This window comes from Lacinutrix sp. 5H-3-7-4, assembly GCF_000211855.2.
GTDB lineage: Bacteria > Bacteroidota > Bacteroidia > Flavobacteriales > Flavobacteriaceae > Lacinutrix.
In genome coordinates this window covers 632,647-647,324 of sequence record NC_015638.1, presented here as the reverse complement: position 1 = coordinate 647,324, position 14,678 = coordinate 632,647, and the positions used below count along the sequence as shown (strand labels likewise).

The 14,678-nt window shown below is 30.6% G+C and carries 12 protein-coding genes, 1 tRNA gene and 1 pseudogene; 7 read left to right on the top strand and 7 right to left on the bottom strand.

The window, feature by feature from the left end; genetic code table 11:
• Positions 1 to 373: 373 nt before the first annotated feature.
• The 5 genes from LACAL_RS02985 to LACAL_RS02965 all read right to left on the bottom strand — a co-directional run bounded on the left by LACAL_RS02985 (position 374) and on the right by LACAL_RS02965 (position 4,759).
• The gene (locus LACAL_RS02985; protein WP_013869218.1) at positions 374 to 1,009 is read right to left on the bottom strand and encodes a hypothetical protein; all 636 of its coding nucleotides are present in this window, start codon (positions 1,007 to 1,009) and stop codon (positions 374 to 376) included.
• Positions 1,010 to 1,347: 338 nt separating this feature from the next.
• Positions 1,348 to 1,779, bottom strand: a complete 432-nt coding sequence (locus LACAL_RS02980) for a hypothetical protein (RefSeq protein ID WP_013869217.1) — start codon at positions 1,777 to 1,779, stop codon at positions 1,348 to 1,350.
• A 171-nt stretch (positions 1,780 to 1,950) separates the two neighbouring features.
• Positions 1,951 to 3,426, bottom strand: coding sequence for a serine hydrolase domain-containing protein (locus tag LACAL_RS02975; protein WP_013869216.1), 1,476 nt, complete (start codon positions 3,424 to 3,426; stop codon positions 1,951 to 1,953).
• Positions 3,427 to 3,536: 110 nt separating this feature from the next.
• Complete coding sequence (locus LACAL_RS02970; protein WP_013869215.1) at positions 3,537 to 4,388, bottom strand: IS3 family transposase; 852 nt, start codon at positions 4,386 to 4,388, stop codon at positions 3,537 to 3,539.
• 5 nt (positions 4,389 to 4,393) lie between these two features.
• Positions 4,394 to 4,759, bottom strand: coding sequence for a transposase (locus tag LACAL_RS02965; RefSeq protein ID WP_013869214.1), 366 nt, complete (start codon positions 4,757 to 4,759; stop codon positions 4,394 to 4,396).
• A gap of 485 nt (positions 4,760 to 5,244) precedes the next feature.
• Here LACAL_RS02965 and LACAL_RS15165 point away from each other — a divergent pair.
• Positions 5,245 to 5,563, top strand: a pseudogene (locus LACAL_RS15165) (transposase); the annotation flags it as partial.
• A 221-nt stretch (positions 5,564 to 5,784) separates the two neighbouring features.
• On the opposite strand, the gene LACAL_RS15275 reads toward LACAL_RS15165, so the two are convergent.
• Together LACAL_RS15275 and LACAL_RS02955 are read right to left on the bottom strand one after the other, a co-directional pair.
• Positions 5,785 to 6,138: a hypothetical protein gene (locus tag LACAL_RS15275; protein ID WP_013869212.1), complete on the bottom strand. Its 354-nt coding sequence runs from the start codon at positions 6,136 to 6,138 to the stop codon at positions 5,785 to 5,787.
• A 425-nt stretch (positions 6,139 to 6,563) separates the two neighbouring features.
• Positions 6,564 to 6,639: transfer RNA gene (locus LACAL_RS02955), tRNA-Phe, on the bottom strand.
• A 190-nt stretch (positions 6,640 to 6,829) separates the two neighbouring features.
• On the opposite strand from LACAL_RS02955, the gene LACAL_RS02950 reads away from it, so the two are divergent.
• From LACAL_RS02950 to LACAL_RS02920, 6 genes are all read left to right on the top strand, one after another.
• Positions 6,830 to 7,558 carry a type III pantothenate kinase gene (locus tag LACAL_RS02950; protein WP_013869211.1) on the top strand — a complete coding sequence of 243 codons (729 nt, stop codon included), beginning with the start codon at positions 6,830 to 6,832 and terminating at the stop codon, positions 7,556 to 7,558.
• On the top strand, positions 7,558 to 8,871 hold the full coding sequence (locus LACAL_RS02945; RefSeq protein ID WP_013869210.1) for a membrane protein: 1,314 nt from the start codon (positions 7,558 to 7,560) through the stop codon (positions 8,869 to 8,871). Before LACAL_RS02950 ends, LACAL_RS02945 begins: the two co-directional genes overlap by 1 nt.
• Positions 8,872 to 8,890: 19 nt before the next feature.
• Positions 8,891 to 10,228 (top strand): hypothetical protein, encoded by a 1,338-nt coding sequence (locus tag LACAL_RS02940; protein WP_013869209.1) that lies wholly within the window; start codon positions 8,891 to 8,893, stop codon positions 10,226 to 10,228.
• Complete coding sequence (gene lptC, locus LACAL_RS02935; RefSeq protein WP_013869208.1) at positions 10,229 to 10,783, top strand: LPS export ABC transporter periplasmic protein LptC; 555 nt, start codon at positions 10,229 to 10,231, stop codon at positions 10,781 to 10,783.
• A 267-nt stretch (positions 10,784 to 11,050) separates the two neighbouring features.
• Entirely contained in the window at positions 11,051 to 12,346 is a 1,296-nt protein-coding gene (locus LACAL_RS02925) for a hemolysin family protein (protein ID WP_013869206.1), read from the top strand.
• A gap of 145 nt (positions 12,347 to 12,491) precedes the next feature.
• On the top strand, positions 12,492 to 14,627 hold the full coding sequence (locus tag LACAL_RS02920) for a peptidylprolyl isomerase (RefSeq protein WP_013869205.1): 2,136 nt from the start codon (positions 12,492 to 12,494) through the stop codon (positions 14,625 to 14,627).
• Positions 14,628 to 14,678 lie beyond the last annotated feature (51 nt).

Here is a 14,678-nt window from a genome sequence, read left to right as displayed (position 1 = left end):
ATTTCGCAATTTGCTAAGTTCCGATTGAGTGAAAATCCGAGTTTTCACTTCAGATATCGATTCCGTAAACCAGTTAAAAAGTCAGACAGAATTCAATTCAGAGTTTGAGTGAGAATTCAGCGTGTTTGCGAATTTTGGCAACATAGTTTTTCGGTTTTTACTTTTTTAAAATACAAAAAAAATCGAAAATAAACTAACTTTATCCATTTCTGAAAACTTGCTCTAACATTAAAGTTAACGTGTTTTTGTATGATTTCGTTGCGTGTTTTAATTACCTAATTTAGCAAATAAAAACCGAATAGAAAATCCGATAGGATTTTCGTAAATAGGCTAAAACCAACAATTAATTTTATACGGTGTTGTACAACGTTTTTTATTTTATTATTTGTTCGATTAAATTTTTGTCGATTTTCTCGGTATTTAACTTTATATAATTGTAGGATTTGATTTTTGAGTCGTTAAACTCAACTAACAAAACTTTGTTTTTATTCGAATAGATAATTCCATTGTCAAAAGTCAAGTATTCAGTTCCAAATTCCGATTCTAATTCAGTTTTTGAAAGCCCGACTAGATTAGCTTTTCCTAAATTGATGTCTTGAACTTTAACTTTGAGTTCAATTAAAATTTCTGTATTATCTTCCCAAGAATGCTTGTTTTTTCCGAATTTAAATATAACAATTTCAAGTTGTTCAATTTTACTTTGAAAAGGGTCATTTGGTAAAAATGAATATAAATATAGTATCGAATCATTATTTTTTGGATTCAAATAATATTCTTTTCGATTCACTACAGTACTCAATGACTGTTTTTTCTTTGTCTTAAATTCTTGTAAGTCAATAGGATTTTCAAGAAAAGAAGTCAGTTTTAAATTTTCCGAATTTTTTTCAACTGTTTCAATTTTCAATCCAGTTGAATCAACAACTAATTGGACTTGTTCAGTTTCCTTTTCAGTCACATTTTTGCAACTAATTAAAACTAAAAGTAATGTCGTTAAAACTCTGATTTTCATTTTTGGGCAAATGTTTTACAACCGCCGACGACTATGAGTTGTTTTTGGCGAAATCAAATATAACGAAGTTATTTGATTTCGTTAAAAATGACTTATAGGCAGAGTTCTTGTTTAGTGCGAAGCGAAGCTTTGCAGTCAACAAGAACTGTGCGGCTCGTCGGCGGTTCTGGTTAATGCGTAGCGTAGCGGAGCATTAACCAGAACGGTTTTGTATAAGAATAGTTGCGGTTTTGTGTGCGAGGATTTTCCGAAGGAAAATCAGACGTAACAAAATTGCAACGACCTTTGGTTAAGCCTAAAAACAGCAATTATTTTTATACGGTGTTGGCAACTGGCTTTTATTCGGTTAAACTTATTCCGTAATTTTTGTCAGACAGATAAAAATAATTTCCGTCTTCGTGTTCAAATCCGAACATTTCTAAATTTGTTTTTTTCATAAAATCCGATAAATTTTGATTCAAGCATTTAATATTCTTTTCTGTTTGAATTTTTAAAGGGAAGTTTTCAGAATTCGGGTTTTTTGTATGTATATAAATTCCATCTTCTCCGCTGTCATTTTCGTCAATCATAATCCACGTTTGGTATTCATTCGGATATTTTTTGAGTTCAAATTTAACATTCTCAAATTCACTCAGTAGTTTGTCAAGAAACTCTTTTCTTATATTCCAACTTTTGTTTCCTTCACCATTCCAGTCGATATGTGTGTGCCAAAAGTCAAACCAACTATTTTTTCCTCCGCTAAAATCAAGTTTTTTTGTTATCGTATTCATTTTTCAGCGTTCTGTTTTGCGCTTGTTGCCAACGGTTATGTATACTGTTTGTTGCGTGGTTTAAGCACCTAATTTAGCAAATAAAAACCGAATAGAAAATCCGCGAGGATTTTCGTAAGTAGGCTAGAACTAGCAATAAATTATATACGGTGTTGGCTACAGTTTTTCTGTCTATTCTTTTTTCAACAATTCATTCAATACTTTTCTTGAACTTTCATTACCTAACTCTACTGCTTTTGTGTAACTTTTGATGGCTTCATCGTTCATATTATATTTTAAGTAAGCTTCGCCAAGTGAATCCCATAAATTACCATCTTTTGGAAATAGCTTTACATTGAGTTTAAATAATTCTAATGCCCAGTCTGGTTTGTCCTCTTTTTTTAATCTGCTAAAACCTAATCGATTTAGGATGGCGTGGTCGTTAAATTCTCTCCCAAGTTCTTTCTGTAAGAAGTCAGGTATTTTTTCTGCATTAGACGATGGGTTCGTTTTCATAAACTCAGAACTTAATTCATAAATATTTCTAGAAATTGGACTTGGCGTGTAATTTGAATCAAAAATCATTTTACCAATTTCTCTTGCAACATATTCTGATTTAGGTCCTAAAAACACATTTGTTATGTATATGATAACTACGTCATCGTCTACAAACCTAACAAAATCTGCAAAATAAAGCCCATTACTACCATTGTGAGCAACAATTTTAGTGCCTCTTTTACTTTGAGATATTGCCCAACCATATGCATAAAATGATGTCTTTTTGTCATTTTCGGCTACGTATGATGTTTCTTGAACTAGTTTTGTGTTTGAAGCTAAGACTACATTGTTTTTTAAAGCAATATTCCATTTATATAAATCCTCAATGGTAGAGTGAATATCTCCTTTACCTATACTGTACCAATGATTGTTATTGTAAGGAAGATGCTCTTGGGTTGTTCCCCAATCTTCCCATTGTTCATCATTTCTGTTGTAGTAGTAGCCGTGTGCTAGTCTTTCTGTGCTAAAATTTATACTCTTGTATCCTGTACTATTCATTTGAGAAGGAACAAACAAAAAATCATTTAGAAAGGAATTATAGGTTTGTCCTGAAACTATTTCTATTATCGCAGTGAGCATAATATAATTGGCATTTGCGTATAGATGTTTTGTTCCAGGTTTTGATTGTAATTCTGATTCAAAAAAATCTTTTAGGAACTGTTTTTTACTAGCCTCATCATACCTAAAACCACCAGTTCTATTTGAAATTCCTGATGTATGCGTTAATAATTGATGAATAGTTATATCGCTTTTGTCAATAGGCGTCTGGGCAAAATATGTGCTTAATTTATCTGATGTTTTAATTTTTCCTTGTTCTACGAGTTTTAAAATAGCAGATGCTGTAAATTGTTTTGTTACAGAACCAATATTAAATACCGTTGATGGTGAATTAGGAATTTTATTTTTCCTATCAGCCCATCCATATCCTTGAGATAAAACAATTTCACCTTTTTTAGATACTAAAACTGCTCCAGAAAAACCATTTGTTTCGCTCAATTTCAAATAAGTGTCAATTCTATTGAATAGTTCTTTATTTGTGTTTTGAGAAAAGGAATTTAATGTTAGAAAGGTTATGAAAGCGAAAATTAATGATTTGATAGATGAATTCATTTTATGATTTTTTTTGATTGATTGATGAATAAGTCTATCAATTTTCTTTTCTGTTACAATTTTTTTCCAAATGTCTTGTCCTGAAATATGGCTACAGTTTAAAATTGAATTTACGCTGATAATTTATATACCATATTAGGTGTTTTATAATCTAAAGATAAATGTAATCTTACTTCATTGTATAAATTAATTGCATTTTTTGCAGCTCTTTTGGCGTGGGCTACGTTATCAAAGGTCTGGTCAAGGTAAAATTCATCTTTAAGTATGCCGTTTACGCGTTCAGCCATGGCATTTTCGTAACAATGATTCTCTTCTGTCATACTAATATCTATCTTTTTACTTTTAAGTATTTGCGTGTACACATTGCTGCAATACTGTATTCCTCTATCGGAATGATGAATAAGTTGTTTAATGTTTTTAGCTTGATAAATAGCTTTATTTAACGCTCTTACACATCCTTTTAGTTCCAAGCTATCACTAAGATCATAGCCAACAATTTTGCGAGAGTGCATATCTGTTATTAAAGCGAGATAACAAAAACCTTTAATAGTTCTTATGTATGTTATATCACTTACCCACACTTGATTTGGCCTTGTAATTTCCATATCTTTTATCAGGTTATTATATTTGTAAAAGCGATGATAAGAATTCGTTGTTTTGGCACTAGTTTTCTTTCTAAGAGTCAGCATTTGGTGTTTTCTAAGCACGTTAAACAAAGCATCTCTACCAACTTTTAAGTTAGCTTTGATAAAATCGTCTTTTAGTGATTTTTCGAGTTTACGCACGCCTTCTCTAGGAAGGGATTTACGTCTTTTACTTACAATTTCTATAATTTGTTGTTCTATTTTTAAACGTTTATCAGCTCTAGATTTGTATTTATAATACGCATCACGTTTAAGTCCAAAACAACTAGCTATAGTTGATAAAGAAGCAAATCCCTTAGCTCTATTTCTAGTTTTAATAAAGGCTAGATATTGAGTTTTTTTTTAAGTTGCTGAACATTTTTATATCCTAATTTTTCAGCAGCTACTTCCAGGTAAGATTCTTCTACCATAGCATCGAGATCCTTTTTAAGCAGTAGCTTTTTAAGTTTTTCATTCTCTTTTTGTAGCGCTTTAATTCTAGATATTTCGTCTTTAGTTTCCACTTTTACTCTGGTGTTCATTAAGTCTTTACGATTGTATTTTTTAATCCACTCGTTTACAGTTGTAGGTGCAATAGAGTAGAGTTTACAAAGTTCGCTTTTTGTGTGTTTTCCGGTTGTAAGTTCGGCTAAAATTTTTAATTTAAAAGGTTCTGAATACCGTCTAATTACTTTGTCGTTTTTGTACATAATGTTTAAAATTATGTAGCCTTTATTCAGGACGGGTCAAAATTATGTACAACGGTTTTGTGTATGGTTAGTTGCGTGCTTTAAGCACTAAAGTTAGCAAATAAATCACAGATAGAAAGTCCGCGAGGACTTTCGTAAGTAAGCTCTAACTAGCAATGAATTATACACGTCTTAAGTTTGTAATTCACTAAATTTAAATATTAATTAGAAAGAACAAAAGAGAGGATTAAGGTTACTTTATACGGTGAAGCTTTAGACTTCGATAACATTGATAATCCGCTCTCTTTTTCTGCTTAAACTTCGTTCAGTTCTGTGAGACTTAGATCTCGTTTTCAAGTTGTTGAAATGTGAGTAGCATTTGTTCTTTCCAAAATTCAGTTCTTATGACTAAAGATAGAAAAATTTATGGTATCGACATTAGTAAATCTGTATTTGATATATACAGTAAAGCAAAAGGTCACATTCAATTAAAAAATGATGAATCTGGATTTAAAAAGTTTAAAACAGCATCACAACTTTGTAGTTATTACACCAACCATTCGGGAATCAGGAAGTAGTGTGCAAGGACGAAGTCGCATAAGTAAAGTAGGTGATAAAAAACTTAGAAAGTTATTGTTTTTAGCAGTCTTTTCAGCCTATAAATACAATAAATCTCGTAAAGCATTGTTTGACAGAGTAGTAGTCAAAGGAAAGAGTAAAAAACTAGCATTAATAGCTGTGGCAAATACACTATTAAAACAAGCTTTTGCTATTGCAAAAAGTGGGTTGCCTTATGATGAAAACTTTGTTTCAAAATTAGCTTAAAATTGCTTGTTTTTTAACTCAGTTCTTTGTTGGCAATAGTTTTTATTCCGTTTTTACTTTTTTAGTCAGTTTATTAAATACATTTCTGTCAATTTCGTTTTCGAATTGATTTTCCTCAACTAGGTCAAATAATTTGTCAAAAGTCAGTAAAGGAATTTCAGTCATATAGATAAAATCAGGTTTGGATTTTGGTTTTCTCAAATTATACACGTTAACTCTAATTAGTTAGTCGTATTAAGGATTCTATTTAAAAGTGAAATTGTATCGGCCTCAGATCCTAGGTTAAGTGGTATCTGAACTTCGTTATGCCAAATGTATAATAAAATTAAGGTAGCAAATCTTACTTTTGCTGTTCTTGCGAAAGACAAAGATAAATTACCTAGAGTTGTTGACTTGAAATCATTTGCTGATGGAATTACTCTTTTTGAAGCACTTTGATTAATCAAATTCGAAGTATGTTTTGATGTCTTAATAGTATTAATGATTTTACCTGAATTTCGTTCGCCATACTCTCGAATGTAATTGTTCACATAATCATCAAATAATTTATTAAGTTCACGAAATTTAGATTCCATTAGTGGTGGGTGTTTTGTGGTTTTTAATTATTGCCAACCCGACGAGGGTTATGAGTTGTTTTGAACTGTAAGATATTGCAAATATCTGTAAGTTTAAAATAACTCGGGCGAAGCCCTCGTCGGGTTATTGTTAATGCAAGCGTAGCGCAGCATTAACAATAACGGTTATATATACCAAACATAATCATTTTGTACCGGTTAGCAAACATATTTTACGGTATATCGCAACTTTTTTAAACGGTTAAGGTTTATACCGTAAGTATGGATTTGTTTAGCTTAAATGGAGATAGTGGCTTTTTTTCAATTATCAAAAGAGTTAAATGCCCAGATCTAGAATCTTACGGTTAAAGTGTCCCTAATGTTGTAGCTTTTTAAAACCAAAAAAACCTTAAAGCATTTGAAATCAAATGTTTAAGGCTTTTTAGTGGTGGTGCCTCCAGGAATCGAACCAGGGACACAAGGATTTTCAGTCCTTTGCTCTACCAACTGAGCTAAGGCACCAGTTGCATAAAAATGCGAGTGCAAATATAGTCTCAATTTTAATACTTGCAAAAGAAAATTTAGAAAATTTTAATTTTAATTTATTTTCAGCTTAATTTCTAATTTTAAATTTTCGTTAAATAAACATAATATCAATTAATTACAATCGTTTTTTAAGTTCGTTTTGTAAATTTGTTTTTCATTAAAGATTATGAATTTAATTATAGATGTTGGTAATACACATACAAAAATTGCCATTTTTGAAGAAAATAAACTTGCTGAAAAAGTTAGAATTGAAACTTCAAACAGTAAAGCAGAAATTGAAAATTTTAAAAAAAAATATAGAAATTTAAAAAAAGCTATAGTTTCTTCTGTAGGTAAATTAGATCAAGACACTTTATCTTTTTTAGAAGCAGAATTTAAACTTCAAATATTATCTCACAAAACTAAGCTTCCGTTTAAAAACTTATACCGTACTCCAAAAACGTTGGGTATAGATAGAATTGCATTAGTATGCGCATCAATAAAACAGTTTCCAGATAAAAATGTATTAATTATAGATGCAGGAACATGTATTACTTACGATTTTATTAGTGCCAAAAACGAATATCTAGGAGGTGCAATTTCTCCAGGAATACGCATGAGGTATAAAGCAATGCATAATCTAACAGCAAATTTACCGTTATTAGAAACAGAAATACCTAGAAATTTTATTGGAGACTCAACAACCAGTGCAATGCATTGTGGCGTTGTAAATGGTGTTTTAAACGAAATTGATGGAAGTATAGCACAATATCAAGAGAAATTTTCAGATTTAACAGTAATTTTAACAGGTGGAGATACTAAAATGTTGTCTAAACAATTAAAAAGTAGCATATTTGCCAACTCGAATTTCCTTTTACAAGGATTGAATTTTATTTTACAATATAACACGCACTAATGATTAAAAAACTTGTATTAGTTTTTATTGCACTATTTGCAATCAAAAGTTACGCCCAGGAAACAACAGCTTCGCCATATTCTTTTTACGGAATAGGAACTTTAAAATTTAAAGGAACTGTAGAAAATAGAAGTATGGGTGGATTAAGCATCTATAAAGACAGTATACATGTTAATTTAAGAAATCCGGCAACATATGCAGATAATAATTTGTCTGTTTTTCCATTTAATGGTGAAAGTAGACCTGTGAAATTTACGGTTGGTGCAGGAACAACATCTACTAATTTAGAAAGTAACTCTGGAGAAGCAAAAGTGAAATCTACAACATTCGATTATTTAGCATTATCTGTTCCTGTTGGAAAATTTGGATTTGGATTTGGTTTAATGCCTTATACAGCTGTTGGGTATAAATTAGAAAACACTAATGATCAAGGAAATATTGACACAAGATTTAGTGGCGAAGGTGGATTAAACAAAGCATTCTTTTCTGTAGGATACCAGTTTAATAAAAATTTTAGTGCAGGAATTGATGCCAATTATAATTTTGGTAACATACAAAATAGTACAATCCAATTTAGGTATAATAACGAAGGCGATCCTTTACAAACACAATCAAGAGAAAATAACCGTTCAGATTTAAGCGGGTTAAATATTAATATTGGTTTACATTACAAAGGAATGTTAAGCGACAAGTTAGAAATACAATCTGCATTAACATATTCTCCATCAAGTAATTTAGTTTCAAAAAACACACGTTCATTTTCTACCATTACAATAGATAGCTTTAGTGGTACAGAATTTGAAGTTGATACTATTGAGTCAGATTTACAAGCATCTGGCTTAGAAGAAACAGATTTAAAATTACCATCTAGATTCTCTATAGGGTCTGGTATTGGGCAGCCACAAAAATGGTTTGCAGGAGTTGAGTATACAACCCAAAACACTAGCGAATTCTCTAATGAACTTTATAGTAATACAGGATCAACTTTCGAAAATGCCTCGGTATTTTCTCTAGGTGGTTTTTATATTCCAAAACATGATAGCTTCTCAAGTTACTTTAAGAGAGTAGTTTATAGAGCAGGATTGCGATTTGAAAATACAGGATTAAATATCCAAAATCAATCAATTAAAGAGTTTGGCATGTCTTTTGGAGTAGGACTACCAGTTGGAAGATTATTCTCTAATGCAAACTTAGGCTTCGAAATAGGAAACAGAGGTACAACAGATGCTAATTTAATTAAAGAGAATTTTGTAAGATTCCAATTAAGTTTATCTCTTAACGATAGATGGTTTAACAAAAGAAAGTATAACTAATAAAGTAAAAATTAATAACATGAAAACTAATATTACACTATTTGTAGCTTTTTTGTTTCTAGGAACAACTTTAGGTTTTTCTCAAAATGAAGAAGAATGTAACCAAACACTGTCTATAATGACAGAGTACGTAAAAGCAAAAAACTTTAAAGCAGCTTACGAGCCTTTTAAAAAGTTAAGAACCGAATGTCCAAAATATAATCCAGGTGCTCAATTTAAGTACGGTGAAGATATGTTTGAAGGTTTAATTGATGAGACTGAAGGTGATGTGAAAAAAGGTTATATTCAAGAATTAAGCGACCTTTGGGATGCTAGAATTGTAGAATACGCAAAAAAATCTCCTAAAGGAAAGTATTTAGCTAAAAAAGCAGAACTTAGATACGATAACAGAAAGTTATTAGGTTTAACAGATGCTATGATTTATAATGAATTTGATGCTATTTACAAAACAGATTTAGCAAACTTTAAAAGTCCTAAAGGATTATATGTTTACTTTAAGTCTATGGTAAGCCTTTACGATGCTAAACAAAAAACAGCACAAGAACTTTTTGATAAGTATGATGATGTTGTAGATAAATTAGAAAAAGAAACAGATTTCAATACAAAAAAATTAAACGAATATTTAGAAAAAGAAGCTGGTGGAGCAACTTTAGCAAAAAAAGAAGCACGTTACAAAAAGTTTTACTCACAAACAGTTAATGCTCTAGAAAAAATTGCAGGAAGTGTTGATACAGAATTAGGAGATAGAGCAAACTGTTCTACATTAATTCCATTATACCAAAAAGATTACGAGGCTAATAAAAATAACAGCCAATGGTTACAACGTGCAATGAGTAAGTTATATGCAAAAGGTTGTAAAGATGACCCAATGTTTGTAAAAATTGTAAAGCAAAAAAATACAGTAGAACCAAACGAAGATACAGCATATTACTTATACTTAATTACTGGAGAACAACAGTATTTCGACCAAACATTATCGTTAACAACAGATCCTTTAAAGAAAGCAAAATTATATAATAAAATAGCTAAAGATTTTAAAGCTAAAGGAAGTTATGGTAAAGCAAGAAATTACTACATGAAAGCAATGGAGTTAAACCCATCTAGTAAAAATGGATACTTACAAATTGCAAACATGTATGGTAACAGTGCTAAAAACTGTGGGTCAGACAACTTTTCACAAAGAGCAGTTTTTTGGTTAGCAGCTCAAGAAGCAGAAAAAGGAGGAAGCTCATCTACAGCTTCAAGATATAGAGGTTTAGCACCAACAAAAACTGAAATATTCAATAAAAGTATGGGAGGAAAAACCATTAAAATTGGATGTTGGATACAAAGAAGTGTAACAGTACCAAATATATAAATGAAAAATAATTCATTACATATTATTAAAAACGGAGTCATAGCATTTGCTATGACTTTGTTTTTTTCTTGTAATAACAATTTTAAGGAGGTTAACAAAATTGGTGTATCTGCAAATGAACCACAAGGTGTTGCCGAAAATATTAATGCAAAACGAACAGATTCTGGTCGTGTTGTAGCTAATTTAATTAGTAAAAAAATGCTGGATTATGGAAATAGAAAATTTCCATATTCAGAATTTCCAGAAGGCGTAAAACTTCATATTTACGACGAAAATAACCATAAAAACACTATAGTTGCAGATTATGCAATACTATATTCTGAAACCGATGTTATCGATTTACAAGGTAATGTGTTAATTTCTACCTTCGATAAAGATACATTGTATGCAGAACAATTGTATTTTGATCAAAACAAAGAATGGCTTTTTACAAACTCGCCAGTAACTTACAAATCAGATGGTTATATAACTCACGGTAGTGGTTTTGATTCAGACAGAAACTTTACAAAAGCCGAAGTATTAAAAGTTAGTGGTACCTTTTTAGTAAGCGACTAATTTTTTATTATCCTAAATGGAGTGATACACACTCAAACTTTTTATATATCTTTACTATAATAATTACAGATTAACCAAATGAAAATTTTCAAATTATTTCAATACGCTTACCTTGTTTTTGCACTATTATTCTTTTATGATGCCTTTTCAAATTGGGGAGAGACAAGAGCTTATAGTTCATTGTTATTAGGTGCATTAGCAGTATTTATGTTCTTCTTTAGAAAGCGTTTCAATAAAAAATTTGATAATAAGGACCAGTCCAAATAGATGTCAACAACCGTTGTTATTTTAATAATAGTAATATCTCTATTACTTTCTGCTTTTTTTTCAGGAATGGAAATTGCATACGTGTCAGCTAATAAAATTCATATTGAAATTGAAAAAAAACAAGATGATTTTTTAGCAAAAATACTTTCAAAATTAACAGCAAAACCATCTAAATTTATCGCAACCATGCTTATTGGTAATAATATAGCATTGGTAATTTATGGTTTTTTTATGGGCGATTTGCTCATGAAATGGTTTCAAAGTCTAGTACCAACACAATTTAATTTTATAGATGTGTTGTTAGTAGATTTTAGTTTGCTTGTGCAAACAGTAATATCTACATTGGTAATATTATTTACTGCAGAATTTTTACCAAAAGTATTTTTTCAAATTTATAGTAACACATTAATAAAAGTATTAGCATTTCCAGCTTATATATTTTATTTGCTCTTTACCTTTATATCAGATTTTGTGCTATGGATTTCAGACTTTGTACTTAAAAAGTTTTTTAAAACCGAAGGTGATCAAGTGCAATTAGCGTTCACAAAAGTAGAATTAGGAAACTACATAAGTGAGCAAATGGAAGCTATTGAAGAACATGACGAAATAGATACCGAGATACAAATATTTCAAAACGCATTAGAATTTGCTCTTGTAAAAGCAAGAGAAGTAATGATTCCTAGAACCGAAATAGTAGCCTTAGAAATTAACGATTCGGTTTCAAATTTAAATACACTGTTTACTCAAACAGGGATGTCTAAAATATTAATTTACAAAGAAACAATAGATGATATTGTTGGTTATGCACATGCTTTCGAGCTTTTTAAAAAACCAAAAACAATAAAATCTATGTTATTACCAGTAGAGTTTGTTCCAGAAACTATGTTGGCAAACGATATTTTAAATGTACTTATAAAAAAACGAAAAAGTATTGCCGTGGTTTTAGATGAGTACGGCGGAACTTCCGGAATTATGACTGTAGAAGATATTGTAGAAGAACTATTTGGGGAAATAGAAGACGAGCACGATACCGTGGTTTTAAAAGAAGAAAAAATAGACGATTCTAATTATATATTTTCAGCAAGATTAGAAGTAGATTATTTAAACGAAACCTATAAATTAAACCTGCCAGAAGGCGAAAACTATGAAACTTTAGGAGGTTTAATAGTAGATCACACCGAAGAAATCCCACAACAAAACGATATTGTTGATACAGAGAAGTTTCAATTTAAAATACTAGAAGTGTCTAATACTAAAATCGATTTGGTGACACTTAAAATAAAAACCGACGATTAGCTTAAATAGCAACTCTTTAGCTACTATTTTGCTAAATTCCCTTACAAGAAATTAATTTATTCAAATTAATGCAATTTTCTCCTTTTATAATTAAATAGAAAATGGTATTTTCGCCCACTATATTACCAATAATCTAAACTTACAGATGGCAATTTTAAATAAAATAAGACAAAAAACAGTTGTACTAATTTTAGTAATCGCATTAGCATTATTTGCTTTTATATTATCAAGTCTTTTCGATAATAAAGATGCATTATTTAATAAGTCTCCTAATGTTGTAGCAACAATAAACGGTAAGGATATTTCTAGAGAAGCTTTTATGGCTAGAGTAGAAGCGCAAAACAATCCTAATGCTACACAAACTCAAATTATGAATCAAGTTTATAATGCCGAAGTTCGTGAAGCAGTAATGCAATCTCAATTCGATAAATTAGGACTTACAGTAGGTAGAGAACAAATGAGAGATTTGTTAAAAACTAACCTAGCAAGTAGTCCTCAGTTTTTTAATGCAGATGGTATTTTTGATGAGAATGTATTAAATAACTACATCGCAAATTTAAAAGAAACATCTCCTGTAGCCTATAGACAATGGATAAATTATGAAAACCAAGTGTCTAGTGGAGCATTACAGCAAAACTATATTAATATGGTTAAAGCTGCAACAACAGCAACTTTAGCAGAAGGCGCTTTAAGTCACAAATTAGAAGGTGATAAAGTAGATATTAAATATGTTTATGTACCATTTACAACAATTGCAGATAGTACAGTAACAGTTTCTAAATCTGAAATTAATGCTTACATAAAAGAAAATAAAACAAAATACGATGTTGAAGCATCTAGAAATTTACAATATGTAAAGTTCGAAGAAGTTGCCTCAGTTGAAGATGAAAACGCTATACAAGGAGAATTAATTAAGTTAATTCAAAACAGAGAAGAGTATGTAGATGGTAAAAACCAAATGGTTGCCGGTTTTGCAGAAATGAATGTTGAAAATGCAGAAGCTTATGTAAATGCAAATTCGGATGCAGAAATTAAATACCAAGACAAGTTTGTATACAAATCGTCTTTACCAAGAGCATTACAAGACAGTATTTCTAATTTAAATGTAGGTAATGTTTATGGTCCTTATAAAGACGGACAAACATTTAAAATTACTAAGTTATTAGAAAAAAGACAATTGGCAGACTCTATACAGTCAAGTCACATTCTAATTCCATTTGTAGGTTCTCAGGCAGCAACAGCAGAAACTACAAAAACTAAAGAAGAAGCTAAAGCAACTGCAGATAGTATTTTTAAATTAGTTAAAAACAATAAAACTAAATATGCAGAAGTTGCAAACGAAATAAATACAGACGGTTCTAAAGGTAAAGACGGAAGTATTGGTTGGACACGTTTAACAACTTACAACCCATTAGGTTTCGATCCAGATTTTGCAAACTTCTTATTCTTTAACGATAAAGGAAGCATTGATGTAGTATTAACTAAATTTGGATACCACATTATTAGAATAGACGATAAGAAAAATGTTGACACAGCATATAAAGTGGCAACAATCGAAAGAAAAATAGAGCCATCTGTAAAAACAGAAGATGATATTTTTAGAAATGCTTCTAACTTTGAAGTAGCATTAGACGGTAAAGACTTTTTAGATGTTGCAAAAGAAAATAACTTAAAAGTAAATCCAGTAACATCTGTAAAAGAATTAGATGAAAATATTCCTGGTGTTGGAGCAGAAAGACCAATTGTACGTTGGGCTTTTGAAGAAGATACTAAAGTAGGAAACACTAAGCGTTTTGAAACTAAAGATGGTTACGTAATTGTGCAGGTAACAGCTAAAAACGAAGCAGGTTTAATGAATGTTGAAGATGCATCTGTAACAGCTTTACCAGAAATTAGAAAACAGAAAAAAGCAAAAATGATTAAAGATAGAGTTAACGCTACTACTCTAGAAGATTTTGCAGCAGCAGAAAACCAACAAGTACGTACGGCATTAGCTATTAACATGAAAAACCCAACAGTTTCTGGTGTTGGCTTAGAGCCAATAGTTGTTGGTCATGCATTTGGTTTAAACGAAGGAGAAACATCTGGTTTAATAGCAGGTACTAAAGGAGTATTTATGGTTCAACCAACTAAAAAAACACCAGCTGTTGAGTTAGAAAACTACCAATCTTTCGCAAATCAAGTAAGTTCAGAAAAATTAAACGCTGTAAATACAAGATTATACAATGCTTTAAAAGAAGCAGCAGATATAGAAGACAATAGAGCTAAAACAGTACAGTAGTAAAAGTATTAGTTATAAAAAAAAGCCTCGTTAAACGAGGCTTTTTTTTAT

Excerpts from the sequence above, each read along its gene's own strand:
- LACAL_RS02985 (WP_013869218.1), bottom strand. The coding sequence starts at position 1,009 with ATGAAAATCAGAGTTTTAACGACATTACTTTTAGTTTTAATTAGTTGC.
- LACAL_RS02980 (WP_013869217.1), bottom strand. The coding sequence starts at position 1,779 with ATGAATACGATAACAAAAAAACTTGATTTTAGCGGAGGAAAAAATAGT.
- LACAL_RS02975 (WP_013869216.1), bottom strand. The coding sequence starts at position 3,426 with ATGAATTCATCTATCAAATCATTAATTTTCGCTTTCATAACCTTTCTA.
- LACAL_RS02965 (WP_013869214.1), bottom strand. The coding sequence starts at position 4,759 with ATGTACAAAAACGACAAAGTAATTAGACGGTATTCAGAACCTTTTAAA.
- LACAL_RS15275 (WP_013869212.1), bottom strand. The coding sequence starts at position 6,138 with ATGGAATCTAAATTTCGTGAACTTAATAAATTATTTGATGATTATGTG.
- LACAL_RS02950 (WP_013869211.1), top strand. The coding sequence starts at position 6,830 with ATGAATTTAATTATAGATGTTGGTAATACACATACAAAAATTGCCATT.
- LACAL_RS02945 (WP_013869210.1), top strand. The coding sequence starts at position 7,558 with ATGATTAAAAAACTTGTATTAGTTTTTATTGCACTATTTGCAATCAAA.
- LACAL_RS02940 (WP_013869209.1), top strand. The coding sequence starts at position 8,891 with ATGAAAACTAATATTACACTATTTGTAGCTTTTTTGTTTCTAGGAACA.
- lptC (WP_013869208.1), top strand. The coding sequence starts at position 10,229 with ATGAAAAATAATTCATTACATATTATTAAAAACGGAGTCATAGCATTT.
- LACAL_RS02925 (WP_013869206.1), top strand. The coding sequence starts at position 11,051 with ATGTCAACAACCGTTGTTATTTTAATAATAGTAATATCTCTATTACTT.
- LACAL_RS02920 (WP_013869205.1), top strand. The coding sequence starts at position 12,492 with ATGGCAATTTTAAATAAAATAAGACAAAAAACAGTTGTACTAATTTTA.